At 64.3% G+C, this 23,892-nt stretch carries 22 protein-coding genes; 12 read left to right on the forward strand and 10 right to left on the reverse strand.

Going from position 1 to position 23,892, the window contains the following annotated elements:
- The first annotated feature begins 191 nt into the window (after window positions 1–191).
- Window positions 192–3,947 carry a methionine synthase gene (gene metH / locus NVV79_RS15250; protein ID WP_303991231.1) on the forward strand — a complete coding sequence of 1,252 codons (3,756 nt, stop codon included), beginning with the start codon at window positions 192–194 and terminating at the stop codon, window positions 3,945–3,947.
- A 171-nt stretch (window positions 3,948–4,118) separates the two neighbouring features.
- Window positions 4,119–4,445, forward strand: a complete 327-nt coding sequence (locus NVV79_RS15255) for a hypothetical protein (protein ID WP_303991233.1) — start codon at window positions 4,119–4,121, stop codon at window positions 4,443–4,445.
- Between the two features lie 138 nt (window positions 4,446–4,583).
- On the opposite strand, the gene NVV79_RS15260 is transcribed toward NVV79_RS15255, so the two are convergent.
- Window positions 4,584–5,132 (reverse strand): DUF1643 domain-containing protein, encoded by a 549-nt coding sequence (locus NVV79_RS15260; protein ID WP_303991235.1) that lies wholly within the window; start codon window positions 5,130–5,132, stop codon window positions 4,584–4,586.
- The gene (gene folD, locus NVV79_RS15265) at window positions 5,129–6,031 is read right to left on the reverse strand and encodes a bifunctional methylenetetrahydrofolate dehydrogenase/methenyltetrahydrofolate cyclohydrolase FolD (RefSeq protein WP_303991236.1); all 903 of its coding nucleotides are present in this window, start codon (window positions 6,029–6,031) and stop codon (window positions 5,129–5,131) included. Before folD ends, NVV79_RS15260 begins: the two co-directional genes overlap by 4 nt.
- An 88-nt stretch (window positions 6,032–6,119) precedes the next feature.
- Here folD and NVV79_RS15270 point away from each other — a divergent pair, with 88 nt between their 5' ends.
- Complete coding sequence (locus NVV79_RS15270) at window positions 6,120–6,557, forward strand: DUF1801 domain-containing protein (RefSeq protein WP_303991237.1); 438 nt, start codon at window positions 6,120–6,122, stop codon at window positions 6,555–6,557.
- A 332-nt stretch (window positions 6,558–6,889) separates the two neighbouring features.
- Entirely contained in the window at window positions 6,890–8,365 is a 1,476-nt protein-coding gene (locus tag NVV79_RS15275; protein WP_303991238.1) for an AMP nucleosidase, read from the forward strand.
- Window position 8,366: 1 nt separating this feature from the next.
- On the opposite strand, the gene NVV79_RS15280 is transcribed toward NVV79_RS15275, so the two are convergent.
- The 3 genes from NVV79_RS15280 to eno form a co-directional block, all read right to left on the reverse strand.
- A complete protein-coding gene (locus tag NVV79_RS15280; RefSeq protein WP_303991239.1) occupies window positions 8,367–9,041 on the reverse strand; it encodes a hypothetical protein in 675 nt (224 codons plus the stop codon).
- A 90-nt stretch (window positions 9,042–9,131) separates the two neighbouring features.
- Window positions 9,132–10,100, reverse strand: a complete 969-nt coding sequence (locus NVV79_RS15285; RefSeq protein WP_303991240.1) for an NAD(P)-dependent alcohol dehydrogenase — start codon at window positions 10,098–10,100, stop codon at window positions 9,132–9,134.
- A gap of 14 nt (window positions 10,101–10,114) precedes the next feature.
- Window positions 10,115–11,392: a phosphopyruvate hydratase gene (gene eno / locus NVV79_RS15290; RefSeq protein ID WP_303991241.1), complete on the reverse strand. Its 1,278-nt coding sequence runs from the start codon at window positions 11,390–11,392 to the stop codon at window positions 10,115–10,117.
- A gap of 172 nt (window positions 11,393–11,564) precedes the next feature.
- Between eno and NVV79_RS15295 the strand changes: the two genes are divergently transcribed.
- Complete coding sequence (locus tag NVV79_RS15295; protein ID WP_303991242.1) at window positions 11,565–11,996, forward strand: VOC family protein; 432 nt, start codon at window positions 11,565–11,567, stop codon at window positions 11,994–11,996.
- Between the two features lie 198 nt (window positions 11,997–12,194).
- On the opposite strand, the gene NVV79_RS15300 is transcribed toward NVV79_RS15295, so the two are convergent.
- The 5 genes from NVV79_RS15300 to tpiA form a co-directional block, all read right to left on the reverse strand.
- Window positions 12,195–12,371 carry a DUF4169 family protein gene (locus NVV79_RS15300; protein ID WP_303991243.1) on the reverse strand — a complete coding sequence of 59 codons (177 nt, stop codon included), beginning with the start codon at window positions 12,369–12,371 and terminating at the stop codon, window positions 12,195–12,197.
- A gap of 45 nt (window positions 12,372–12,416) precedes the next feature.
- Window positions 12,417–12,785 (reverse strand): hypothetical protein, encoded by a 369-nt coding sequence (locus NVV79_RS15305; protein WP_303991244.1) that lies wholly within the window; start codon window positions 12,783–12,785, stop codon window positions 12,417–12,419.
- Window positions 12,786–12,897: 112 nt separating this feature from the next.
- A complete protein-coding gene (locus NVV79_RS15310) occupies window positions 12,898–14,526 on the reverse strand; it encodes a CTP synthase (protein WP_303991245.1) in 1,629 nt (542 codons plus the stop codon).
- Between the two features lie 109 nt (window positions 14,527–14,635).
- The gene (gene secG / locus NVV79_RS15315) at window positions 14,636–15,109 is read right to left on the reverse strand and encodes a preprotein translocase subunit SecG (protein ID WP_303991246.1); all 474 of its coding nucleotides are present in this window, start codon (window positions 15,107–15,109) and stop codon (window positions 14,636–14,638) included.
- A gap of 110 nt (window positions 15,110–15,219) precedes the next feature.
- Complete coding sequence (gene tpiA, locus NVV79_RS15320; protein ID WP_303991247.1) at window positions 15,220–15,975, reverse strand: triose-phosphate isomerase; 756 nt, start codon at window positions 15,973–15,975, stop codon at window positions 15,220–15,222.
- A 124-nt stretch (window positions 15,976–16,099) separates the two neighbouring features.
- On the opposite strand from tpiA, the gene NVV79_RS15325 reads away from it, so the two are divergent.
- From NVV79_RS15325 to glp, 7 genes are all read left to right on the forward strand, one after another.
- Window positions 16,100–17,971: a peptidylprolyl isomerase gene (locus NVV79_RS15325; RefSeq protein ID WP_303991248.1), complete on the forward strand. Its 1,872-nt coding sequence runs from the start codon at window positions 16,100–16,102 to the stop codon at window positions 17,969–17,971.
- A gap of 40 nt (window positions 17,972–18,011) precedes the next feature.
- Complete coding sequence (gene trpE, locus NVV79_RS15330; RefSeq protein ID WP_303991249.1) at window positions 18,012–19,520, forward strand: anthranilate synthase component I; 1,509 nt, start codon at window positions 18,012–18,014, stop codon at window positions 19,518–19,520.
- A 174-nt stretch (window positions 19,521–19,694) separates the two neighbouring features.
- Window positions 19,695–20,294, forward strand: coding sequence for an aminodeoxychorismate/anthranilate synthase component II (locus NVV79_RS15335; RefSeq protein WP_303991250.1), 600 nt, complete (start codon window positions 19,695–19,697; stop codon window positions 20,292–20,294).
- Window positions 20,291–21,310 carry an anthranilate phosphoribosyltransferase gene (gene trpD / locus NVV79_RS15340; protein ID WP_303991251.1) on the forward strand — a complete coding sequence of 340 codons (1,020 nt, stop codon included), beginning with the start codon at window positions 20,291–20,293 and terminating at the stop codon, window positions 21,308–21,310. The genes NVV79_RS15335 and trpD overlap by 4 nt, the downstream gene beginning before the upstream one ends.
- The gene (trpC, locus tag NVV79_RS15345; RefSeq protein WP_303991252.1) at window positions 21,310–22,122 is read left to right on the forward strand and encodes an indole-3-glycerol phosphate synthase TrpC; all 813 of its coding nucleotides are present in this window, start codon (window positions 21,310–21,312) and stop codon (window positions 22,120–22,122) included. The genes trpD and trpC overlap by 1 nt, the downstream gene beginning before the upstream one ends.
- Window positions 22,122–22,601, forward strand: a complete 480-nt coding sequence (moaC, locus tag NVV79_RS15350) for a cyclic pyranopterin monophosphate synthase MoaC (RefSeq protein ID WP_303991253.1) — start codon at window positions 22,122–22,124, stop codon at window positions 22,599–22,601. The genes trpC and moaC overlap by 1 nt, the downstream gene beginning before the upstream one ends.
- The gene (glp, locus tag NVV79_RS15355; protein WP_303991254.1) at window positions 22,598–23,800 is read left to right on the forward strand and encodes a gephyrin-like molybdotransferase Glp; all 1,203 of its coding nucleotides are present in this window, start codon (window positions 22,598–22,600) and stop codon (window positions 23,798–23,800) included. Before moaC ends, glp begins: the two co-directional genes overlap by 4 nt.
- Window positions 23,801–23,892: the final 92 nt, after the last annotated feature.

Below are 23,892 nucleotides of genomic sequence, written 5' to 3' on the forward strand. Positions count from 1 at the left end.
CGCTCGCAGTCAGTTAGCGTTTTTTCTGGTTTCGGTGAGGTTAAGGGGAACGGACTGTTAGCATCGAGCGTAGCATTTGATGCCAATGCGTGACTGTTCGGGGATAAATGCGTCCCTGCACTGCTATTGCGCGCTTGCAGATATAAAGATATCTTTATGTCACTAGGCGTCGACAACCGAGGTATTTGGCGATGAGCCAGCATGATGATCCCCATATCCCCGACTGGAACGAGGTCCGCACCGCGCTGACCAAGGCGGCGCGCGAGCGCATCCTGATCCTGGACGGCGCCATGGGCACCATGATCCAGCGCCTCAAGCTGACCGAGGAGAATTTCCGGGGTGAGCGCTTCAAGGACTGGAAGCTGCCGCTGCAGGGCAACAATGACCTGCTGGTTATAACCGAGCCCAAGGTGATCGAGGATATCCATTTCGACTACTTCATGGCCGGGGCCGATATTGCCGAGACCAACACGTTCTCGGCCACTTCGGTGGCGCAGGCGGATTATGCCTGCGAGGACGCGGTCTATGACATCAACTACCAGGGCGTGATCGTCGCCCGGCGGGCGGCGCGACGGGCCGAGGCGGCGGATGGCAGGCGGCGCTTCGTCGCCGGGGCGCTGGGGCCGACCAACAAGACGTCGTCCATGTCGACTGACGTCACCAGCCCCGGCTTCCGCTCGATCACCTTCGACCAGTTGGTGGAAGCCTATGGCGAGGCGATCCGCGGGCTGGTGGATGCGGGTGCCGACCTGCTGCTGTTCGAGACCATTACCGATACGCTCAACACCAAGGCCGGCATATTCGCGGCGCGAAAGCTGTTCGACGAGCGCGGCATCGATGTGCCGATCATGATTTCGGGCACGATTACCGACCTCAGCGGCCGTACCCTGTCAGGGCAGACGCCGACCGCGTTCTGGTATTCGGTGCGCCATGCCAACCCGTTCACCATCGGGCTTAATTGCGCGCTGGGCGCCAATGCGATGCGGGCGCATCTGGGCGAGCTGTCCGACGTGGCCGACACGTTCATCTGCGCCTATCCCAATGCGGGCCTGCCCAATGCGTTCGGGCAGTATGACGAGAGCCCCGAATTCATGGCCGAGCAGATCGAGGGCTTTGCCGCGGCCGGCTATGTGAACATTGTCGGCGGGTGCTGCGGCTCGACGCCGGAGCATATCAGCGCCATCGCCCAGGCAGTGGGCAAGCACAAGCCGCGCGCGGTGCCTGCGGCCGAGAAGTTCCTGCGGCTGTCGGGGCTGGAGCCCTTTACGCTGACGCCGGAAATCCCGTTCGTGAATGTGGGCGAGCGCACCAATGTCACCGGCTCGGCGCGCTTCCGCAAGATGATCACGGCGGGTGACTATACGGCAGCGCTGGACGTGGCGCGGGACCAGGTGGCCAATGGCGCTCAGGTCATCGACATCAACATGGATGAAGGCCTGATCGACTCCAAGCAGGTGATGATCGACTTCCTCAACCTGCTGGCGGCCGAGCCCGACATCGCCAAGGTGCCGCTGATGATCGACTCCTCCAAATGGGAGGTGATCGAGGCGGGGCTGAAATGCGTGCAGGGCAAGGCGCTGGTCAATTCCATCTCGATGAAGGAAGGCGAGGAAGCGTTCCTGCATCATGCGCGGCTGGTGCGCGCCTATGGCGCCGCCGTGGTGGTGATGGCGTTTGACGAACAGGGCCAGGCCGACACGATCGAGCGCAAGGTGGCGATCTGCACGCGGGCCTACAAGCTGCTTACTGAAGAGGTGGGCTTCCCGCCGGAAGACATCATCTTCGACCCGAACGTGTTCGCGGTGGCCACCGGCATCGAGGAGCACAATGGCTATGGCGTGGCCTTTATCGAGGCGACCAGGCAGATTACCGACACCCTGCCCCATGTGCATATTTCGGGCGGTATCTCGAATCTGAGCTTCTCGTTCCGCGGCAACGAGCCGGTGCGCGAGGCCATGCATGCGGTGTTCCTGTACTATGCCATCCAGAACGGCATGGACATGGGCATCGTCAATGCCGGGCAGCTGGCGGTCTATGAGAGCATCGACCCCGAATTGCGCGAGGCCTGCGAGGACGTGATCCTCAACCGGCGCGAGGACTCGACCGACCGGCTGCTGGCGCTGGCCGAACGCTATCGCGGCGCGGCGGGCAAGGAAGCCGCCGCCAAGGATATGAGCTGGCGCGAAGGGACGGTCGAGGAGCGCATTTCCTATGCGCTGGTCAACGGCATTACCGAATTCATCGATGCCGATACTGAGGAAGCGAGGCAGAAGCTGCCCCGCCCGCTGCATGTGATCGAAGGCCCGCTGATGGCCGGCATGAGCGTGGTGGGGGACCTCTTCGGTTCGGGCAAGATGTTCCTGCCGCAGGTGGTGAAATCGGCGCGGGTGATGAAGCAGGCCGTGGCTTTGCTGCTGCCCTATATGGAGGCCGAGAAGATCGCCAATGGCGGCGTCGAGGGCGAACGCCAGACCGCCGGCAAGGTGCTGATGGCCACGGTGAAGGGCGACGTGCACGATATCGGCAAGAATATCGTGGGCGTCGTGCTGGCCTGCAACAATTACGAGATCATCGACCTGGGCGTCATGGTACCGGTGGCCAAGATATTGCAGACGGCCAAGGACGAGAAGGTCGACATTATCGGGCTTTCGGGGCTGATCACGCCGTCGCTGGACGAAATGGTGCATGTGGCGGCCGAAATGGAGCGCGAAGGGTTCGATATTCCGCTGCTGATCGGCGGGGCGACGACCAGTCGCGTGCATACGGCGGTCAAGATCCATCCGCGCTACAATCTGGGCCAGGCCGTCCATGTCAACGATGCCAGCCGCGCCGTGGGCGTGGTGGGCAACCTGCTGTCATCGGATACCAAGGTCAGCTTCATCGAGAATATCCGCGCCGAATATGCCAAGGCGGCGGCGGCGCATGAGCGGGCAGAGAGCGAGAAGCAGCGCGTGCCGCTGGAAAAGGCGCGGGCCAATGCGTTCAAGCCCGACTGGAGCAGCTATGTGCCGCCCAGGCCGAGCTTCCTCGGCACGCGAGTGATCGAGGATTTCGACCTCGAAACGCTGGCCAGATATATCGACTGGACGCCCTTCTTCCAGACCTGGGAGCTGAAGGGGCGCTATCCGGCCATTCTCGAGGATGAGAGGCAGGGCGAGGTGGCGCGGCAATTGTTCGACGACGCGCAGCAGATGCTCAAGCAGATCATCGGCGAGAAGTGGTTCAAGCCGCGCGCCGTGGTGGGCTTCTGGCCGGCGAATGCCAATGGCGACGATATCCGCCTCTATAGGGACGAGGGCCGCAAGGACGAGCTGGCGACGTTGTTCACCCTGCGCCAGCAGCTCAGCAAGCGCGACGGCAAGCCCCATATGGCGCTGGCCGATTTCGTGGCGCCCGATGGCGTGCCCGACTATGTGGGCGGGTTCGTGGTGACGGCTGGCATCGAGGAAGTGGCGATTGCCGACAGGTTCGAGCGGGCCAATGACGATTATTCGTCCATCCTGGTCAAGGCATTGGCCGACCGCTTCGCCGAGGCGCTGGCCGAGGCCATGCATGAGCGGGTGCGCAAGGAGTTCTGGGGCTACGGCGCCGGCGAGAGTTTTGCCCCCGACGAGCTGGCAGCGGAGCCCTATCGCGGCATCCGCCCTGCCCCCGGCTATCCGGCGCAGCCCGATCACACGGAAAAGACCACGCTGTTCGAGCTGCTCGATGCCGAGAAGACTGTCGGCGTGACGTTGACCGAGAGCTATGCCATGTGGCCGGGCTCATCGGTTTCGGGGCTCTATTTCAGCCATCCCGATTCCTATTATTTCGGCGTGGCCAAGGTGGAGCGCGACCAGGTGGCCGATTATGCGCGGCGCAAGAATATGGCGGTGAGCGAAGTGGAACGGTGGCTGGGGCCGATCCTGAACTATATTCCGGGGCCGGCGATCGTGGCGGCGGAGTAGAAGCGGCGAAGGTGAATTGGTGGTGGGTACCCCCTCCTAGCCTCCCCCTGATAGGGGGAGGAACAGATCGAGTTCCTGGCAGGATCAAGCCACATCGACCGCGCGGATTCCTCCCCCTATCAGGGGGAGGTTAGGAGGAGGGTATCCCCATGAAAAATCGACCCCATTCCCGTGACCCTCGTCACCGAGCCTGGCCATCTGATCCCGCTCGATGCCGAGACCGCCCTGCTCCGGCTGCCGGCCAATTCCGGGCATGGGCATGCGGATGGCGAACACTGCATTGCCTGCGCCATGCGCACGGATGTACGGGCGCTGCTGTTCGACCTGCTGGAAGGCGCCAAGCAGGGATTGCGGCCGGGATTCAGCAAGGTGGTGGTGGATGCGAGCGCGGTGGCCGACAAGGGGCAGGTGATCGCGGCGCTGACGGGAAAGCTGCCGGCGCAGGCGCTGCGGGATCATACGGTGGCACGGTTGTTTTATCTGGCTGGGGCGGCTTAGACATCGGGGCACGCGCTCGTGGTTCGAGGGTCGCAAGAGCTCCCGCCTCACCATGAGGGCTACTGGAATGCCGAGTTCAAAGTAGCCCTCATGGTGAGACGCGCTTCTTCAGCGCCTCGAACCACGAGGGCGTGGCAATCAGCCCGGAAACCGCACCAGCGGCGTATCGGCCCTGAGATAGAGCGGGTGCTTGGGGCTGCCGTCGGCATTGGTGCCGAAGCACCAGAGATCGATGCCATCGGCGCGGAGCGTTTCGACGATTTCGCGGCCAGCCGGGGCCAGGGCCTTGTTGAGCTTGCCGTGGCAGAGGACGACGCGCCCTGCCCCAGCGGCAGCCTGGCGGATGACGGGGAGATTGGCGTCGGAGACGGCGACAATGCCCGGCTGGACCAGCATTTTCGGATCGGTGGCGCGGTAGTCGCCGACATTGCATTTCACCATGGCGGAAAAGCCCTCGCGGCGGGCGAAGGTCCATTCGCGGGCGCAGGTGGGGTCGTCCACGGTCGCGTCGGCGGTGGAGGGGTTCATGCCGATGAAGAGGATGTAGCGCTGCGGGAAGGCATCGCCGAGCCAGCGGCGCATGCGCTGGCGGTAGCGGGTGTCCGCGCTCATCACCACGTCGCCATGGACGCCCTCGGCCAGACGCAGGCGGACCTTGCCGCCGGGATCGTGGGCGAGCCCGCTCATGCCGTCAGGTCGGTCGGGGGCACGAGGCCGTTGATCAGCGAGGCGGTGGTGATGGTGTTGGCGAGGAGGCACGCAATGGTCATGGGGCCGACACCGCCGGGGACCGGAGTGATGGCGGCGGCTACTTCGGCGGCTTCGGCATAGGCCACGTCGCCGACGAGGCGCGTCTTGCCCTCGCCGCGTTCGGGGGCGGGAATGCGGTTGATGCCGACATCGATAACGGTGGCGCCGGGCTTGATCCAGTCGCCGCGGATCATTTCGGGACGGCCGACGGCGGCGACGACGATATCGGCGCCGCGCACGACGTCAGCCAGGTTCTTCGTCTTCGAGTGGGCGACGGTGACGGTGCAGTTCTCGCGCAGCAGGAGCTGCATCATGGGTTTGCCGACGAGATTGGAGCGGCCGATGATGACGGCGTTGAGGCCGGAAAGCGAGCCGAGCTGGTCGCGCAGCAGCATGAGGCAGCCGAGCGGCGTGCAGGAAACCGGGCCCGGCAGGCCGATCTGCACCTTGCCGACATTGGCGGGGGTGAAGCAATCGACATCCTTTGACGGGGCGATGGCTTCGATCACCTTGATGGGGTCGATCTGCTTCGGCACCGGCATTTGCACAAGGATGCCATGGACTTGGTCATCGTTGTTCAGGCGATTGACGAGTTCCAGAAGCTCTGCTTCGCTGGTATCTTCTGATAGTTCGTATTTGAACGAGGCCATGCCGACCTCCGCGGTCTGCTTGGCCTTGCTGCTGACATAGACCTGGCTGGCGGGATCGTGGCCGACGATGACCACGGCGAGGCCGGGGGTGATGTCATGCTCGGATTTGAGGCGCTGCACATGGTCGGCAATGCGGCTGCGGAGGCTTTCGGCGAAGCTCTTGCCGTCGATGATCTTTGCCGTCATGAAAACCTCCAAATCCGCTCTGCGGGCAGCAATAGAAAACGTGGCGGCGTTCGTCTACGGTCTTGCGGCGAAATGTCGGAGACAAGCCATGTCCGAGCAGAAAACCAGGCCCGATACCGGCGATGTCGATGAATTCCTGGCGCAAGTGGATGATCCGGCCAAGCGGGCGGACAGTTACCGGCTGGTCGAGATGATGTCGGCTGTGTCGGGCGAACCACCGGTGCTGTGGGGCACGATGGTCGGCTTCGGGACCTACCACTACCGCTATGCCAGCGGGCATGAGGGCGATGCGTTTCTCATCGGCTTTGCGCCGCGCAAGGCGGAGTTCAGCATCTATCTGATGGGCACCTATCTGCCCGAGGAGATCGCCCGGCGCGATGGGTTGCTGGCCAGGCTGGGCAGGCACCGGATGGGCAAGGCCTGTCTCTATGTGAAGCGGCTCGACGATATCGACCTGGATGTGCTGCGGGAGCTGGCGGAAATCTCGGTCGCCACGCTGCGGGCGGCCTATCCGGCGGCAAAATAGAAAGACCGCAATGACATTGCTGCCATTGCGGTCTTGGGAATATCGGCCATCCGCACTGTTGAGGGCTTGGGGGACAAGCGGCCAGCGCGACACTCCTCGCTCACCGGTTTGCATGGGTCGCTTGCCGTGCCAGTGAACTGCGTATGAAGATGGTGATGAAATGCGGCAAGAAAAGCGCCATCACACCGATGTGAAACCGGCGCGCGCCGGGCCCTGCAGTTGAAGCCATGCCGCGAAGCTGTCATTCAAGACGGCTAGGTGCTGCCGGATATGCAGCGCGATTCCGAGACGACGCCGGCTCAATCCGGAGGCGGCGATTTTGAAAGAGCAACATGACCACGATCAGCCCGCCGCGCCTCGACAAGCAATCCTTCACCGACCCGGAGAAGGCGTGGGAATACATGGCCGAGCTCTATCATCGCAATACCGGCTTCATCCGCGGCCATCTGGATGCGCTGACCAAGGGCGTGGTGCCGGCGGGGCGCGTACGGGCGTGCTATCCGCAGGTGGAAGTGCGCTCGACCAGCTATTCCAGGCATGAAAGCACCCTGCCCTATGGGTTCCTGCATACGCCGGGGCTGTATCGCACCACGGTGACGGCGCCGGACCTGTTCCGCACCTATTACCAGGAGCAATTCACGGTCATCCTCAAGAACCATGGCGGCACGATCGATATCGGGGAATCCGATACGCCGATCCCGCTGCATTTCGCGGTGGAAGCCAATGAGCGGATCGATGGCGAGGCGCTGAATGCGCTGAACATTCCGCTGCGCGACGTGTTCGACGCGCCGGACCTGGGCAATACCGACGACGAGATCGCCAATGGCACTTTCGTGCCGCCGCGCGGCGGGCCCTATCCGCTGGCGGCGTTTACGGCGCCGCGAGTGGATTATTCGCTGTTCCGGCTGAGCCACTATACCGGCACCGATGCCGGCCATTTCCAGAATTTCGTGATCTTCACCAACTACGCCTTCTATATCGACGAATTCTGCCGGGTGGCGAAGGAGTACATGCGCTCGGGCCATGCCCATTACGAGAGCTTCATCGAGCCGGGCAATGTGGTGACCGACAATGCGCTGCGCGGGGGCAATGTGGCGGGCACGGCGCCGGTGCGGGCGCCGCAGATGCCGGCCTATCACCTGACGGCGGATCGCGGGCGCGGCATCACCATGGTCAATATCGGCGTGGGTCCGAGCAACGCCAAGACGATTACCGATCATATCGCGGTGCTGCGGCCGCATGCCTGGATCATGCTGGGGCATTGCGCGGGGCTGCGGAACAGCCAGGAGCTGGGCGACTATGTGCTGGCCCATGCCTACGTGCGCGAGGACCATGTGCTCGATGCCGACCTGCCGCTGTCGGTGCCCATTCCGGCGCTGGCCGAAGTGCAGGTGGCGCTGGAACAGGCGGTGCATGAAGTGACCGAGACCGAAGGCATCGAGACCAAGAAGATCATGCGCACCGGCACGGTGGCGACCTTCGACAACCGCAACTGGGAATTGCGCGACCAGGCGGAAATCACCCAGCGGCTCAGCCAGTCGCGCGCCGTGGCGCTGGACATGGAAAGCGCGACGATCGCGGCCAACGGCTTCCGCTTCCGGGTGCCCTACGGGACCTTGCTCTGCGTGTCAGACAAGCCGCTGCATGGCGAGCTCAAGCTGCCGGGCATGGCGTCGGATTTTTACCGCACGCAGGTCAACCGGCACTTGCAGATCGGGCTGCGGGCCATGGAAATCCTGCGGGACCAGCCGGCGGAGCGGCTGCATTCGCGCAAGCTCAGGAGCTTTGCCGAGACGGCGTTCCAGTAGGCTATTTGGCCTTCCTGGCCGCCGGTTTCTTCGTCCGTGCCTTGCCGGAGGCCGGCTTCCTGATGGTCACGACCTGGGCCAGTTTGGGGGTGGCCTCGACGAGGCGGCGGGCAGAGGGATCGACCAGCAGTGTTTTGCCCTGAGGTGGCAATTGCACGGTTTCCACTGGCATGACGTCGAAGGCGCCGCCATGCTCATTGGCTTTCTTGACGAAATCGTAGGCCCGCGCATCCAGCTTGCCGCCGCGCAGATCGGCGAGCCGATCTTCGGGGCCGGCAACGTCTTCGGTATGGAGGATGTCGCCGGTGGATTTGTTGTAGACCACCGAGCGCATGAAGGATGCGGGCTCAATGCGCCAACCTGAGCCGGTATCGTACTCGCGGACAACCATGCGCGCCCGGGTGATGTTGAGGTTGGACTGGTCGAGCCCGCCGACGATGCGCAGGCGCATCGCGATGCGCCATACGCCATCGCCGAAATAGTAGTCGTCCCCAATCGAGAAGTCGTTATTGACGTAGCTGATACTGGAGCCTCCGCCGCCATCCTGGTAGGCGCTAAGGGCGCACTCGGCCATCAACCCGGCCGGTGGATCAACGAGCAGTTCGACATTGGCCGTTCCCACCTGCAGGAAGTTGCGGTGAAAGACCGTAGCCCAATAGACCCATTGTCGCGCCATTGTGCTGCCCTCCAAGGTTGCCTGCAGCGTAGACCAGGTCGGGCACGACGTATTCATTCGAATCGATGACGCAGACCAAGGCCTTGATGCTCACGCGGTCGGCGTGACCACGACCTTGCCGATGGCGTGGGCGTCGCCCAGGTGGCGCAGGGCCTGGGCGCCCTGTTCGAGGGGGTAGACGCCGTCGATGACCGGGCGGAGGGTGCCGGAGAGGCAGCTTGCGGCCAGTTCGGCGCTGTCGGCGGCAGCGGCGCGGTAGATCAGCACTTGCAGACGTTGGCGGCGCTTGCGGCCGATGAGGGCGCCGAAGGCCGCGACCTGCAGCAGGCTGCCGACGGTGCCGCCGATGACGACGAGATTGCCGCCGTCATTGAGCACGCGGGCAAAGGTGGCGACAGAGCGGTTGGCGACGACGTCGATAATGAAATCGTAGCGGATGGTGCCGGCGGCGAAGTCGGTCTGGCGGTAGTCGATGAACTCATCGGCGCCGAGGGCCAGCAGGGCGTCGCGCTTTTCGGCGCGGTCGACGGCGGTTACGTGCGCGCCGGCGGCTTTGGCGAGCTGGATGGTGAAAGTGCCCACGCCGCCACCGGCGCCGTTGATGAGGACGCGATCGGCGGGCCCGAGTTGCGGGCGCTTGCGCATGGCCTGCAGGGCGAGACTGCCTGCCTGGGGCAAGGCTGCGGCGTCGACCCAGTTGAGGCCCTGCGGCACCGGAGCCAGCGCGGTCGCCTTGGCGCAAGTCAGTTCAGCCAGTCCGCCCCAATTGCCTTCGGACAGATCGCCGAAGACGGCATCGCCCGGCGCGAAGGTGGTGACATCGGGGCCAGTGGCTTCGACCGTGCCGGCAATATCGGCGCCGAGGATTTTGCGGGGTGGGCGAAAGGGCGCCGTGATCCGGCCCATGGTCGTGCCGACCATCAGGTCCCAATCCCAGGAGTTCAATGCGGTGGCGTGAATACGCACCAGCACCTCACCGGGGCCGGGTTGCGGCTGGGGCATCTGCTCCAGCCGCAGCGTTTCTGGCGGGCCGTAGGTATCGTAGACCAGAGCCCGCATCGTCATCTCCTGCCCTAGCGGCCCTTTACGACCGAGTAGCCGGCATATTTCGCCGAGGTGCCGAGCTGTTCCTCGATGCGGATCAACTGGTTGTATTTAGCCAGGCGGTCGGAGCGGGAGAGCGAGCCGGTCTTGATCTGACCGCAGTTGAGCGCCACGGCGAGGTCGGCAATGGTCGAATCCTCGGTTTCGCCCGAGCGGTGCGACATGACCGAGGTGTAGCCGGCGCGGTGGGCGGTTTCGACGGCGTTGAGGGTTTCGCTCAGCGAGCCGATCTGGTTGACCTTGACCAGGATGGAATTGGCGACGCCCATCTTGATGCCGGAGACGAGGCGCTTGGTATTGGTGACGAAGAGATCGTCGCCAACGAGCTGCACCTTGTCGCCGATGGCGTCGGTCAGGGCCTTCCAGCCGTCCCAGTCGTCTTCGGCCATGCCGTCTTCAATGGTGATGATGGGATAGCGGGCGGCGAGGTCGGCCAGGAATTTGACGTTTTCGTCCGATGATAGCGACTTGCCCTCGCCCGCCATCTCGTATTTGCCGCCCTTGTAATATTCGGTCGCGGCGCAATCGAGGCCGAGGAACACGTCCTCGCCCGGCTTGTAGCCGGCCTTTTCGATGGAGCGCATGATGAACCCCAGCGCGTCATCGGCAGACTTGAGGTTGGGTGCGAAGCCGCCCTCGTCGCCCACATTGGTGTTGTGACCGTCGGCGGCGAGGCCCTTGCGGAGGGTGTGGAAAATCTCGGAGCCGATGCGGACGGCATCGGCGAGGTTTTCCGCGCCGGCGGGCAGGATCATGAATTCCTGCATGTCGATGGGGTTATCGGCATGCTCGCCGCCATTGATGATGTTCATCATCGGCACGGGCAGGACATGGGCATTGGGGCCGCCGATATAGCGGTAGAACGGCAATTCGCTGGATTCGGCGGCGGCCTTGGCCACGGCGAGCGAGACGCCGAGAATGGCATTGGCGCCGAGGCGCGACTTGTTGGGCGTGCCGTCGAGATCGATCATGGCCTGGTCGACGGCGAGCTGGTCGAGCGCGTCCATGCCCTGGATTTCGTCCGCTATGGCCGTATTGACGTTTTCGACGGCCTTGGTGACGCCCTTGCCATTGTATTTCGGGCCGCCGTCGCGCAGTTCGACCGCTTCATGGGCGCCGGTGGAAGCGCCCGAGGGAACGGCGGCGCGGCCGAAGCTGCCGTCGTCCAGCACGACATCGACTTCGACCGTGGGATTGCCGCGGCTGTCGTAGATCTGGCGGCCGGAGACGTGGATGATTGAAGACATCGGATAGACCCTTCCCGGTGGTTCTGTCGGTTCGTTGCCCTCTCCTAGACGCGGGGCGTGACAAGTAAAAGAGGGCGGCACAAAAAAATGCCGATTGGCCGGCTTCCGGGGTGGTCGGGCGATTGATCGGCCGCTGCTTTATCGTTAATACGGGATACTTTCCGGAGGAACCATGACCACACAGTTCATCAAGCAGGTTGCCCATGCCTGCATCTTCGCGCACGACCTGGAAAAGACGGCCAATTTCTATCGTGACGTACTTGGCATCGAGAAGGCCTTCGACTTCAAGCGCGGGGAGGACTGGATCGGCTTCTATATGGACCTTGGCGCGCGGACCTTCATCGAAGTGTTCCGCAAGGGGGAATCGCGCTTCGCCGAGACCGACCAGATCAACCATATCTGCCTCGAGACCGAGGACCTGGATGGGCTGATCGCCCAGGTGCGCGCGCAGGGCGTTGCCATCACCGACAAGAAGCTTGGCGTGGACGGGACCTGGCAGGCCTGGTCCGCCGATCCGAATGGCGTGAAGCTGGAGATTTTCCAGTATACGGCGGAGAGTTTGCAGTTCGGGCCGAAGGGCGGGGTCTGCCAGGTGAACTGGTAGGAGCGGTATACAGATCGCGAGTGCAGGGTCTGTAACTCACCCCCACCCTCATTCCCTCCCCACAAGGGGAGGGAAGCCTGCCCGGTGGACGATGCGATATTGGACCACCGACCTCGGTCATGCGCCTCCCTCCCCCTTGATGGGGAGGGATTGAGGGTGGGGTGGGGCCACACGCACTGAAGGTGCGCGGTATACCCCCTATTCGTCCTTCTTGTGGCCCTCGATATGCCGCTCCGCCTGCGCCTTTTCGGCTTCCTGCCTGAGCTTTTCGGCCTTGGTGCGGCCGAAGAGGACACGGTTCTGCGCGGCCTGCACCGCCTTGTCGGCGCGGGCCTTCTGCTTGCGGGCGTTGCGGAGGTTGATGATCTCGGCCATGGCGGGGAATCGGAATGGGTCGCCCGCTTATAGCACGGGACGGCCTCAGTAGATGAAGGGGCAGGAAACCGAGACCTCCCTGCCCTTCCTGGTCAGGATGCGGGCGTAGTAGGAATAGTCGTCCTCGACCATCTGCGCGTCGATCATGATGGCGCCCGGCGAGATCTGGTCGGCGAAGGCGTCGTCAAAATTGACGGTGTCGTCGGGGAACATTTCCATCGGAAATGATTTGCCTGGGCGTGCTGTGGTCAGGTCGAGGAAGCTGAAGCTGGTGGGATCCTCGATGCGCAGCAGGCCGGCGGGCGTATAGGGGCCATCGAGGTCCGAATAGCAGTCGAAATCGCCCAGCACCTGGGCGCTGGCGGGCATTGCGGTCACCGCCAGCAGGGTGGCGGCGAAGATCGTGCGGATCATGGATGTCTCCTCTTTGGCGAGGAGAATGGCGGAGCGGAATGGGCCGGCCTACCCCTGTTTCCGGGGGGCGCCGTGGTGGTTGGTAGTGGGCGCGACGCGCCGGGCTGCCGTCCTAGACCAGCCGGCTCTGATCCATCGCCGCGGCGATGAAGCTGGCGAAGAGCGGATGCGGTTCGAAGGGCTTGGACTTCAGCTCGGGGTGGAACTGCACGCCGATGAACCAGGGATGGTCGGTGCGCTCGACGATTTCGGGCAGCTTGCCGTCGGGCGAGACGCCTGAGAACAGCAGGCCATTCTTTTCCAGCACCTTGCGGTAGTCCATGTTCACCTCATAGCGGTGACGATGGCGTTCGGAGATGCGGGTGGAGCCGTAGATGTCGGCGACGCGGGAGCCGCGAGTGAGTTGGGCCGGATAGGCGCCGAGCCGCATGGTGCCGCCGAGATCGCCTTCGGCCGCGCGCTGCTCCTTCTCGTTGCCCTTGGTCCACTCGGTCATCATGCCCACGATCGGCTCCTTGGTGGGGCCGAATTCGGTGGAGGAGGCCTGTTTGATGCCGGCCGTGTTACGGGCGGCCTCGACGCAGGCCATCTGCATGCCGAAGCAGATGCCGAAATAGGGCACGTCCTTGACGCGGGCGAAGCGGGCCGCCTCAATCTTGCCGGCCGAGCCGCGCTCGCCGAAGCCGCCGGGCACCAGGATGCCGTGGACATGTTCGAGATAGGGCGCGGGGTCATCGCGCTCGAAGACCTCGCTGTCGATCCATTGCAGGTTGACCTTGACCTTGTTGGCGATGCCGCCATGGGTCAGGGCTTCGGAGAGCGATTTATAGGCGTCCTTGAGGCCGGTATATTTGCCGACGATGGCGATGTTGACCTCGCCCTCGGGATTGTGCAGGCGGCTGGACACGTCGTCCCAGGCGCTGAGGTCGGGCTCGGGCGCGTCGGTGATGCCGAAGGCGGCGAGGATTTCGCGGTCGAGGCCTTCCTTGTGATAGGCCAGCGGCACGTCGTAGATCGAGCCGACGTCGAGACCCTGGATGACGGCGCTTTCGCGAACGTTGCAGAACAGGCTCAGCTTCTTCTTTTCGCCATCGGGAATGGGGCGGTCGCAGCGCACCAGCAGCACGTCGGGGGCGATGCCGATGGAACGCAGTTCCTTGACCGAGTGCTGGGTCGGCTTGGTCTTGAGCTCGCCGGCCGAGGGAATGTAGGGCATCAGCGTGAGATGCAGGTAGCAGGCGTGGTTGCGCGGCAGGTCGTTGCCGAGCTGGCGGATGGCCTCGAAGAAGGGCAGGCCTTCGATATCGCCGACGGTGCCGCCGATTTCGACCAGCACGAAATCGAAGTCGTCATTGCCTTCGATGACGAAATTCTTGATGGCGTCGGTGACGTGCGGAATGACCTGCACGGTGGCGCCGAGATATTCGCCGCGCCGTTCCTTGGCGAGAATGTCGGAATAGATGCGGCCGGTGGTGATGTTGTCGGCCTTGGTGGCAGCGCGGCCGGTGAAGCGCTCGTAATGACCCAGGTCGAGGTCGGTTTCGGCGCCGTCATCGGTGACGAAGACTTCGCCATGCTGGGTGGGCGACATCGTGCCCGGATCGATGTTGAGATAGGGGTCGAGCTTCCTCAGGCGGACCTTGTAGCCGCGCGCTTGCAGGACCGCGCCGAGCGCCGCCGATGCAAGACCTTTACCCAATGAGGAGACCACGCCTCCGGTGATGAATACGTACCGAGCCATGGGCGTTCACCTTAATCACATCAGCGTCGATTCGTAGAGCGCGCAACCCGCTCTACACAAAGAAGAAGGGGATGTTTCCATCCCCCTCTTTCGGTTCGCCTTGCGGCGGTCAGTTGGTCGCCGGCGCGGCCGGTTCGCTGCTCGGCGTTTCCGCCGGAGCGTCGGGCACCGGCAGGTCGCTGGCCGCATCGGGGGTCGCGGCGTCGGCCGCGGGCGCCTCGGCGGCCGGCGCGGTTTCCGTGGGAGGAACCGGCAGGTCGGATGTTTCGGGCTGGAGGGCATTGAGCGCGTCGAGCACGTTGGTCGGCGCGGTGCCGTCCTCGGTGGTGGCGGCGCCTTCGAGAATGCCCGACGTGCCGCGATCGAGTTCGGACAGAACCGTCAGGCCAATCGCCGTGGCGAAGAACAGGGTTGCCAGAATCGCCGTGGTGCGGGTGAGCAGGTTGGCCGAGCCGCGCGCGGTCATGAAGCCGCCGCCACCACCGCCAATGCCCAGCGCGCCGCCCTCGGAGCGCTGCAGCAGGATTACTGCAATCAGCGCCAGGACGATCAGCAAATAGGCCACAATCAGGACGTTCGCCATCGGGTCTCAGTCTATTCGGTCTAAGCTAAAGATGCGGCGTCATACACGCCTACCGCCGCAAATGCCAGAGGCGAGGCGGAATTTCCGCCCTGCCCGCAGCACCTGCGTCGCTATACGGCGGAGATAATGGTCGCGAAGTCCTTTGCCAAGAGGCTGGCACCACCGACAAGGCCGCCATTGACGTTATCGATGGCGAGGATTTCGCGGGCATTCTGCGGCTTGAGCGAGCCGCCATAGAGAATATGGATGGACTGCCCCTTGTCGCCGAAGCGGGCGACGAGCTGGCGGCGGATGGCATCATGCATCTGGGCGATGTCGTCATTGCTTGGGGTGCGGCCGGTGCCGATGGCCCAGACCGGCTCATAGGCCACGATGACATCGTGCTGGCCGGCGGCGTCGGGGATAGAGCCGGCGAGCTGGTCCGAAACGACGGATTCGGCGTGGCCGCCGTCGCGTTCGGCTTCGGTTTCGCCGACGCAGATAATGGGCTTGAGGCCGGCGCCGATGGCCGCTTCCGCCTTGGCGCGCACGATATCGTCAGTTTCGCCATGGGCGGCGCGGCGCTCGGAATGGCCGACGATGACATATTGGGCGCCGGCATCGGCCAGCATACCGGCCGCGATATCGCCGGTATGGGCGCCGGAAGCCGCCGGGTGGCAATCCTGCCCCCCGGCCAGGATACCCGAGGTGGCGCCTTGCCGCGCCACGGCCGCCAGGATGGTCGCAGGCGGGCAAATCACCACCAGAGCGCGAGGCGCCTCGCCTGCCGTCATCATCTCCGCAAGGGCCGCCAGCTCGTCCAGCGAGGCCCGCAGGCCGTTCATTTTCCAGTTCCCTGCGATCAGCGGCGTTATTGTCGTTGTCACTCTTTGCTCCTGCTGCCTCTTGCACCGTGGCGAGCTTTGCCCTAACCCCGGCTGTCAAAATGGATTACTAGTGCCCTCCCGCTGCTGCGGTAAAGCCTGGTGTTGCCCAACTGGAACGTCTCAGATGCTCGATAGTTTGCGTGTTTTTGCAAAATCCTGGCCCGGCAAGATCATGGGCGGCTTTCTTCTGGTCGGCCTGGCGGGCTTTGGCATCAACAATGTCATTGCCGACCTGGGCAGCAATACGGTGGCCAAGGTGGGCAATGAAGACATCACGTCGCGCCAGTTCCTGCGGGCCTATCAGAGCCAGATGAACCAGGTTGCGCAGCAGCTCGGCTCCGTGCCGACGGCGCAGGACGCGATGAATCTCGGCATTCCCTCCATGGTGCTGCAGAGCCTGGCGCAGGATGCGGCGATCGACCAGCTTGCAGGCGATTTTGGCCTTGGCGTGTCGCAGAGCAAGCTGAGCGAAATGCTGCGCGAAGATCCCTCGTTCCAGAATGCGCTGGGGGCGTTCAATCCCGCGAGCTTCACCCAGGTGTTGCAGATGAGCGGGCTGACCGAGGCGGAATACTTCGAGGACAAGAGCGACGAAGCGCGGCGCCAGCAACTGATCCTGAGCCTGTTCGGCGATACGCAATTGCCGGCGACGGCGTCGAACCTGATCAATCGCTATGTGGCCGATCAGCGCACGATCGAATATTTCGCGCTCAGCGAGACCAATATCGACACGGTGGCCGAGCCGACCGAAGGCGAACTGGCCGCCTATCTGAGCGAGCACCAGGCCGAGTTCCGCACCGTCGAAACGCGCAATGTGCAGATGCTGCGGCTGTCGACGGCGGACCTTGCCGCGACCAAGACCATTGGCGACGACGCCATTGCGGCCGAATATGAGCGGACCAAGACCACGCTGAGCAAGGCGGAGCGCCGGACCATCCAGCAGGTGGTGCTGAATGCCGATCAGGTTACCGCTTTCGAGGCGGGCCTTGCCGCCGGCACGCCGTTCGAGACGCTGGTGAGCGATGCGGGTCTTTCGCCCACCGATCTGGGCACGCTGGCGCAGGCCGATATCAATGATGCGGGCCTTGCCAATGCCGCCTTCGGGCTGGCCGAGGGCGGTTTTGCCGTTATCGACGGCGTGGCCGGCAAGCGCGCGGTGCATGTCTCGGCCATCGAGGCCGGTGGCGTTCCCACGCTGGACGAAGTGCGCGACCAGGTCGCCAATGCGCTGGCCATGAGCGAGGCGCGGAACGAGCTGGCCGACGTGCAGGACCAGATCGAGGAACTGCGCGCCGCCTTCCGGCCGCTGAGCGAAATCGCCCAGCGTTTCGGGCTCGACCTCTATGAGGCCGACGTGACCTCGGGCGGGGCCGAGCTGAGCGTGATCCCCGACCTTGCCGCCGAAGACCGGTCGCGCGTGACCCAGGCCATCTTCAAGGCCGAACAGGGTGCGCTCACGGCCGCCCTCCCCCTCGCGGGCAATGGCAATCTATGGTTCGACCTCAATGCCATCGAGCCGGCGCGCGACCAGACGCTGGACGAGGTGCGCGACAAGGTGGCCGAGACTGTCATGGCCGAGCGGGTCAACAATGCCATCATGGCGGCGCAGCAGGACGCGGTGACCCGGCTGGACAATGGCGAGGCAATCGCTGATGTGGCCGCCTCCTACAATCTCTTCCCGCAGCTCAGCGCGCCCTTTACGCGCTTCGGCTCGGAAGACGGGACGATCGACAGCGCCGTGGCCACGGCCGCCTTTGCCGGCGATGCCAGCCATCACGGCTCGGCGGTGAGCCAGGCGGGCGAATTCATCGTCTTTGCGGTGACCGACCTGACCGCGGCCGAAGGCCCGTTGGAAGAGGCGGCCAATGCGAGCCTGGAAAACGAGGCGCGTATCGGTATCTATGGCGACTTCGTGACTGCCGTGCGGGACGATGCCCGCATGGTCATCAACCAGCAGGCCCTGCAACAGGTGCTGGAGCTCAATACCGGCCTGTAATCCGCAGGCCGGACTTCACCCCAAACTGGACACCATAACGATGGGCGACGACTTCTATCAGCGCTTCTCCGAGCAATACGATGCTGGAAAATCGCAGATCGTCTGGCGTCGCATCGTGGCGGATCTCGAAACGCCTGTCGGGACCTATCTGAAGCTGGCCCAGGGACGCAGGAACACGTTCCTGCTCGAATCGGTGCAGGACGGGACGACGCGCGGCCGCTATTCCATCATCGGCAGCCAGCCGGATGTGATGCTGAAGGTCGAGGCTGGCACGGCATCGATCAACCGCGCCGCGCAGATCGACGAGACCAGTTTCGAGCCCCTGCCCGACCTGCCGCTCGACGCGCTGCGGAATCTCGTGGCGGACAGCAAGATCGAGGTGCCCGAGGGGCTGCCGCCGCAATCGGCGGGGGTCTACGGATTCCTGGGCTATGAAATGGTCCGCTATATGGAAAAGCTGCCCAACAGCAATCCGGACCATCTGCAGACGCCCGAAGCCATGCTGATGCGGCCGTCGCTGCTGGCCATCTTCGATACGCTCAAGGACGAGCTCTATTTCACCGCACCGGTCTATGTGCGGGCGGGCGTGTCCGCCAAGCAGGCCTATGAGGCGGCCGAGGCGCGGATCGACGATGCCATTGCCCGGCTGACCCAGGCCATGCCGGCCGCCCCTGCTCTGCCCGACCTGGAATCCATTGCCGTCACCAGCAACACGTCGAAAGACGAGTATTTCGCCATGGTGGCCAGGGCGAAGGACTACATCACCGCGGGGGACATTTTCCAGGTGGTGCTGAGCCAGCGGTTCGAGGCGGATTTCACCCTGCCCCCGACCGCGCTCTATCGGGCGCTGCGGCGGACCAATCCCAGCCCCTATATGTATTTCCTCGATTTCGGCGACTTTTCGGTGGCCGGCTCGAGCCCGGAAATCCTGGTGCGGGTGCAGGACGGGGAAGTGACCATCCGGCCGATCGCCGGGACGCGCAAGCGCGGCGCCACGCCGACGCGGGACCAGGAACTTGCTGCGGAACTGCTGGCTGATCCCAAGGAACTGGCCGAACACCTGATGCTGCTCGACCTGGGCCGCAATGATGTGGGGCGCGTGGCCAAGACCGGTACGGTGAAGGTCACCGACAAGTTCTTCCTCGAATATTATTCCCATGTCATGCACATCGTCTCGAATGTCGTGGGCGTGCTCGACCCGAAATATGACTTTGTCGATGCGCTGTCGGCTGGGTTTCCGGCGGGCACGGTGTCCGGCGCGCCCAAAGTGCGGGCGATGGAGATCATCGACGAGCTGGAGAAGTCGCAGCGCGGCATCTATGGCGGCTGCGTGGGCTATTTCGGCGCCGATGGCACGATGGATACCTGTATCGTGCTGCGCACGGCCATCCTCAAGGATGGCAAGCTCTACGTGCAGTCGGGCGCCGGCATCGTGGCCGACAGCAAGCCGGAGCTGGAACAGCTCGAATGCGAAAACAAGGCCCGCGCCCTTTTCAGCGCCGCCGAGGAAGCGCTACGCTATGCTGGCGAGGCGAGGATCGGGCAATGAGCAGAACAGTCGGAGACCTCATGGTGAGCTTGTCGAACCACGAGGTCGGGTACACAAATGGTGCCACGCCCTCGTGGTTCGACAAGCTCACCATGAGGGCTACTGAGAATATTCGATGGCGGAGCTGGTTCTGAACGACGCCAACAGAACCTCTTCATTTCAGGGACAGGCCAAATGACCCGTACTCTCGTCATCGATAATTACGACAGCTTTACCTACAATCTCGTCCATTTCCTGGGCGAACTGGGCGCCGACATCACCGTCGCGCGCAACGACAAGATCACGCTCGACGACATTGCCGCCATGGCGCCGGAGGCCATCGTGCTGTCGCCCGGCCCCTGCACGCCCAACGAGGCGGGCATCTGCCTGGCGCTGATCGACCGCTTCAAGGGGGAAATCCCCATGCTCGGCGTGTGCCTGGGGCACCAGGCCATTGGGCAGGCCATGGGGGGCGATGTGATCCGTGCGCCGCATCTCGTGCATGGCAAGACCAGCAAGATCCACCACAGCGGCAAGGGCCTGTTTCGCGGGCTCAACAATGACTTCGAGGCGACGCGGTATCATTCGCTGATCGTCAAACCGGACACATTGCCCGATGTGCTGGAAGTTACGGCGACGACCGATGACGGGCTCATCATGGGCATGCAGCATAAGAGCCTGCCGGTGCATGGGGTGCAGTTCCACCCGGAAAGCATTGCCAGCGAGAATGGCCATGCACTGCTGCAGAATTTTCTGAACCTCGCCCGCGACTTCAACCAGAAGCGAGCCGCATGATGGATATCAAGGCAGCCCTCAGCAAGATTGCTGACAACAAGGACCTGACCGGTGAGGAAATGCGCGGCGTGATGCGCATCATCATGGCTGGCGAGGCCACGCCGAGCCAGATCGGCGCGTTCCTGATGGGGATGCGCATCAAGGGCGAGACGGTGGGCGAAATCGCCGCCGCGGTGTCCATCCTGCGCGAGCAGATGATCCCGGTCGAAGCGCCGGATGATGCCATCGATATCGTCGGTACGGGCGGGGATGGCGTAGGAAGCCTCAATATCTCGACAGCGACCGCCTTGGTGGTCGCAGCGGCCGGCGTGCCGGTGGCCAAGCATGGCAACAAGGCGCTGTCATCGCGCTCGGGCTCGTCGCAGGCGCTGGAGGCGCTGGGGGTGAAGCTCGACCTGACGCCGGAGCAGATCGCCGGCACCATTGCCAAGGCCGGCATCGGCTTCATGTTTGCGCCGAGCCATCACCCGGCCATGCGCCATGTCGGCCCGGCCCGCAGCGAAATGGGCGTACGGACCCTGTTCAACCTGCTGGGGCCGCAATCCAACCCGGCCGGGGTGCGCCGCTATCTGCTGGGCGTCTATTCCCAGCAATGGGTGGAGCCGGTGGCGGCGGCGCTGCTGGCCAATCGTGCCGTCAAGGCGTGGGTAGTGCATTCCAGCGAAGGACTGGACGAATTGTCGACCTCGGGGACCAATTTCGTCGCCCAGATCGCCAATGGCGACCTGCGCAGTTTCGAGCTGCATCCCGAACAGGTGGGCCTTGCCCTGACCGACCCGGGCGAATTGCTCGGAGGCGAGCCAGCGGACAATGCCGCGGCCATCGTTGCGCTGTTCGATGGGGCGCCGGGCGCCTATCGCGATACCGTGCTGCTCAATGCCGGCGCGGCGCTGCTGGTGGCGGACAAGGTCGGCACGATCGAGGACGGTATTGCGCTGGCCCGCGCCACCATCGACACTGGCAAGGCCAGGGACACACTCGCCCGCCTCGTGGCGGTTTCGAACGGACGAGATTGATGAGCGATATTCTGCAGCAGATCGAGGCTTACAAGCGCGAGGAAATCTCCGCCGCCAAGAGCATGCGGCCCTGGGCCGAAGTGGTGGCGCAGGCGCATGACCAGCCGCCGACCCGCGGATTCCTGAGGGCTATCAAGGCCAAGCGGGCCAAGGGGCACTATGCGCTGATCGCGGAAGTGAAGAAGGCCAGCCCGTCCAAGGGGCTGATCCGGGCCGATTTCAACCCGGCCGAGATTGCCCGCAGCTATGAAATGGCGGGGGCGGCCTGCCTGTCGGTGCTGACCGACCGGCCGAGTTTCCAGGGCTCGCCGAGCTACCTGATCGAGGCGCGGGCGGCGACGCAGTTGCCGGTTTTGCGCAAGGATTTCCTGTTCGAGACCTATCAGGTGGCCGAGGCCCGTTCCTGGGGCGCGGACTGCATCCTCATCATTCTCGCTGCCGTGGGCGACGACGTGGCGCGCTACCTGCTCGACGCGGCCGAAGAGTGGAAGATGGATGCCCTGGTGGAGGTGCATGACCAGCTCGAGCTGGACCGGGCGCTGGCGCTGGGCGCCGAATTCATCGGTATCAACAACCGCAACCTGCGGACCTTCGAGACGACGCTGGACACGTCCATCAGCCTTGCCGGGGGTGTGCCCGAGGGTGTGCTGCTGGTGAGCGAGAGCGGCATCGTCGACCATGGGCATGTGCTCAAGCTCGACCAGGAGGCCGGCATCGGCACGTTCCTGGTGGGGGAAAGCCTGATGCGGCAGGCGGATGTCGCGGCAGCCACGCGGGCGCTGCTGATGGGTGCGCCGGAAGCCGTGCGCTGATGGCGCAGGGGTTGACGCATCTCAACGACCGGGGCGAGGCCCATATGGTCGATATCGGTGACAAGGCGGTTACGCGTCGGCGGGCGGTGGCCGAGGCCAGCATTCTGGCGCAGCCGGCGACTGTGGAGGCCCTGCTGTCGGGTAGCGGCAAGAAGGGCGATGCCATTGCTACGGCGCGAATTGCCGGGATCATGGCGGCCAAGAAGACGTCCGAGCTTATTCCACTCTGCCACCCGTTGGCGCTGACGAAGGTGTCGGTCGAGATCGAGGCGCTGAGCGGCGGGGCGGGCCTGCATGTCACCGCCACGGCAGAGACGACGGGGCAGACCGGCGTGGAGATGGAGGCGCTGACGGCGGCTTCGGTGGCGGCGCTGACGCTCTATGACATGGGCAAGGCCATGGAAAAGGGCATGGTCATTACCGATGTCAGGCTGGTGGAGAAGTCCGGCGGCAAATCCGGCGACTTTTTGCGCGCATGAGCCTCCTCCCCGTGGATGACGCCATTGCCGCCATATTGCGGCGCGTGCCCGAGCCGGTGGCGGAGATTGTGCCGCTGGCCGAGGCGGCGGGGCGAGTGCTGCTGGCGCCACTATCGGCCACGCATGACCAGCCACCCTTCAATGCCAGTGCCATGGACGGCTATGCCATGCGGGCCGCGGACGTGGTCGTGGGGCACAGGCTGCGGGTTGTGGGGACCTCGCAGGCGGGGGCCGGCTTTGCCGGGACGGTGGGCGCCGGCGAGGCCGTGCGCATCTTTACCGGGGCGCCGGTGCCGGATGGCGCCGATACGGTCATCATGCAGGAAGAGGCGGTGACGGATGGGGATTTCGTGTCCTTCACCGTCCCTGCCCGGGTCGGCCACAGCATCCGGCCGCTGGGCAATGATTTTGCGCGCGGGCAGGTGCTGATCGAGGCCGGGATGCGGCTGGCGCCCATGCAACTGGCGGTGGCGGCGGCGGCCAATGCGGCGGTGCTGACGGTGGCGCGGCGGCCGCGCATTGCGCTGCTGGCGACCGGGGATGAACTGGTGCTGCCGGGCTCCGCATTAGGGCCGGACGAGATCGTGGCGTCCAACAGTTTCGGGCTGCATCCTTTGCTGGCGCCCTATGCCGTTGAGGTGACCGACCATGGCATTGCGCGCGATGACCGCGAGGCGTTGCGGGGCAAGCTGGATGCGGTGTTTGCCGGGGAGCCGGACATCGTCATCACCACCGGCGGGGCCAGCGTGGGCGACCACGATATCGTGCAGGACATCCTGCTCGAACTGGGCGTGGCGCTGGATTTCTGGCGCATCAACATGCGGCCGGGCAAGCCGTTGATGTTCGGCACGCGCGGCAGGACGCTGATCTTCGGGCTGCCGGGCAATCCAGTTTCGGCCATGGTGACGGCCATGGTGTTCATCCGGCCTGCCCTGCGGGCATGGCTGGGCTATACGGGCGCCACCACATGGCGCCTGCCGCTGGCCGGGCCGACGCCGCCCAATAGCGCGCGGCGGCATTTCATGCGGGCGCAACTGGTGCATGGGGTGGATGGGCCGGCGCTGCTGCCGATAGCGCAGACCGACAGCGGGCATACATCGTCGCTGGCGCATGCCGACATGCTGATCGTGCAACCCGAGCATGATCCGGGGCAGAAGGCCGGGACGATTGTCGAGGCGTTGGCGATAGACGCGTTCTAGTGCGCGTGGCCTACCCCCACCCTCACTCCCTCCCTACAAGGGGGAGGGAAGCCCGTCCGGTGACTAAACCATCATTGGACCCCTGAATGCGC

Origin of the sequence: Devosia ginsengisoli (assembly GCF_024707105.1) — a bacterium.
GTDB classification, from domain to species: domain Bacteria; phylum Pseudomonadota; class Alphaproteobacteria; order Rhizobiales; family Devosiaceae; genus Devosia; species Devosia ginsengisoli_A.

Bases quoted from the DNA above. Each gene is read 5' to 3' on its own strand.
- metH (WP_303991231.1), top strand. From the start codon at position 192: ATGAGCCAGCATGATGATCCCCATATCCCCGACTGGAACGAGGTCCGC.
- NVV79_RS15260 (WP_303991235.1), bottom strand. From the start codon at position 5,132: ATGAGCGGGCTCGCCCACGATCCCGGCGGCAAGGTCCGCCTGCGTCTG.
- folD (WP_303991236.1), bottom strand. From the start codon at position 6,031: ATGACGGCAAAGATCATCGACGGCAAGAGCTTCGCCGAAAGCCTCCGC.
- NVV79_RS15270 (WP_303991237.1), top strand. From the start codon at position 6,120: ATGTCCGAGCAGAAAACCAGGCCCGATACCGGCGATGTCGATGAATTC.
- NVV79_RS15275 (WP_303991238.1), top strand. From the start codon at position 6,890: ATGACCACGATCAGCCCGCCGCGCCTCGACAAGCAATCCTTCACCGAC.
- NVV79_RS15280 (WP_303991239.1), bottom strand. From the start codon at position 9,041: ATGGCGCGACAATGGGTCTATTGGGCTACGGTCTTTCACCGCAACTTC.
- NVV79_RS15285 (WP_303991240.1), bottom strand. From the start codon at position 10,100: ATGCGGGCTCTGGTCTACGATACCTACGGCCCGCCAGAAACGCTGCGG.
- eno (WP_303991241.1), bottom strand. From the start codon at position 11,392: ATGTCTTCAATCATCCACGTCTCCGGCCGCCAGATCTACGACAGCCGC.
- NVV79_RS15295 (WP_303991242.1), top strand. From the start codon at position 11,565: ATGACCACACAGTTCATCAAGCAGGTTGCCCATGCCTGCATCTTCGCG.
- NVV79_RS15300 (WP_303991243.1), bottom strand. From the start codon at position 12,371: ATGGCCGAGATCATCAACCTCCGCAACGCCCGCAAGCAGAAGGCCCGC.
- NVV79_RS15305 (WP_303991244.1), bottom strand. From the start codon at position 12,785: ATGATCCGCACGATCTTCGCCGCCACCCTGCTGGCGGTGACCGCAATG.
- NVV79_RS15310 (WP_303991245.1), bottom strand. From the start codon at position 14,526: ATGGCTCGGTACGTATTCATCACCGGAGGCGTGGTCTCCTCATTGGGT.
- secG (WP_303991246.1), bottom strand. From the start codon at position 15,109: ATGGCGAACGTCCTGATTGTGGCCTATTTGCTGATCGTCCTGGCGCTG.
- NVV79_RS15325 (WP_303991248.1), top strand. From the start codon at position 16,100: ATGCTCGATAGTTTGCGTGTTTTTGCAAAATCCTGGCCCGGCAAGATC.
- trpE (WP_303991249.1), top strand. From the start codon at position 18,012: ATGGGCGACGACTTCTATCAGCGCTTCTCCGAGCAATACGATGCTGGA.
- NVV79_RS15335 (WP_303991250.1), top strand. From the start codon at position 19,695: ATGACCCGTACTCTCGTCATCGATAATTACGACAGCTTTACCTACAAT.
- trpD (WP_303991251.1), top strand. From the start codon at position 20,291: ATGATGGATATCAAGGCAGCCCTCAGCAAGATTGCTGACAACAAGGAC.
- trpC (WP_303991252.1), top strand. From the start codon at position 21,310: ATGAGCGATATTCTGCAGCAGATCGAGGCTTACAAGCGCGAGGAAATC.
- moaC (WP_303991253.1), top strand. From the start codon at position 22,122: ATGGCGCAGGGGTTGACGCATCTCAACGACCGGGGCGAGGCCCATATG.
- glp (WP_303991254.1), top strand. From the start codon at position 22,598: ATGAGCCTCCTCCCCGTGGATGACGCCATTGCCGCCATATTGCGGCGC.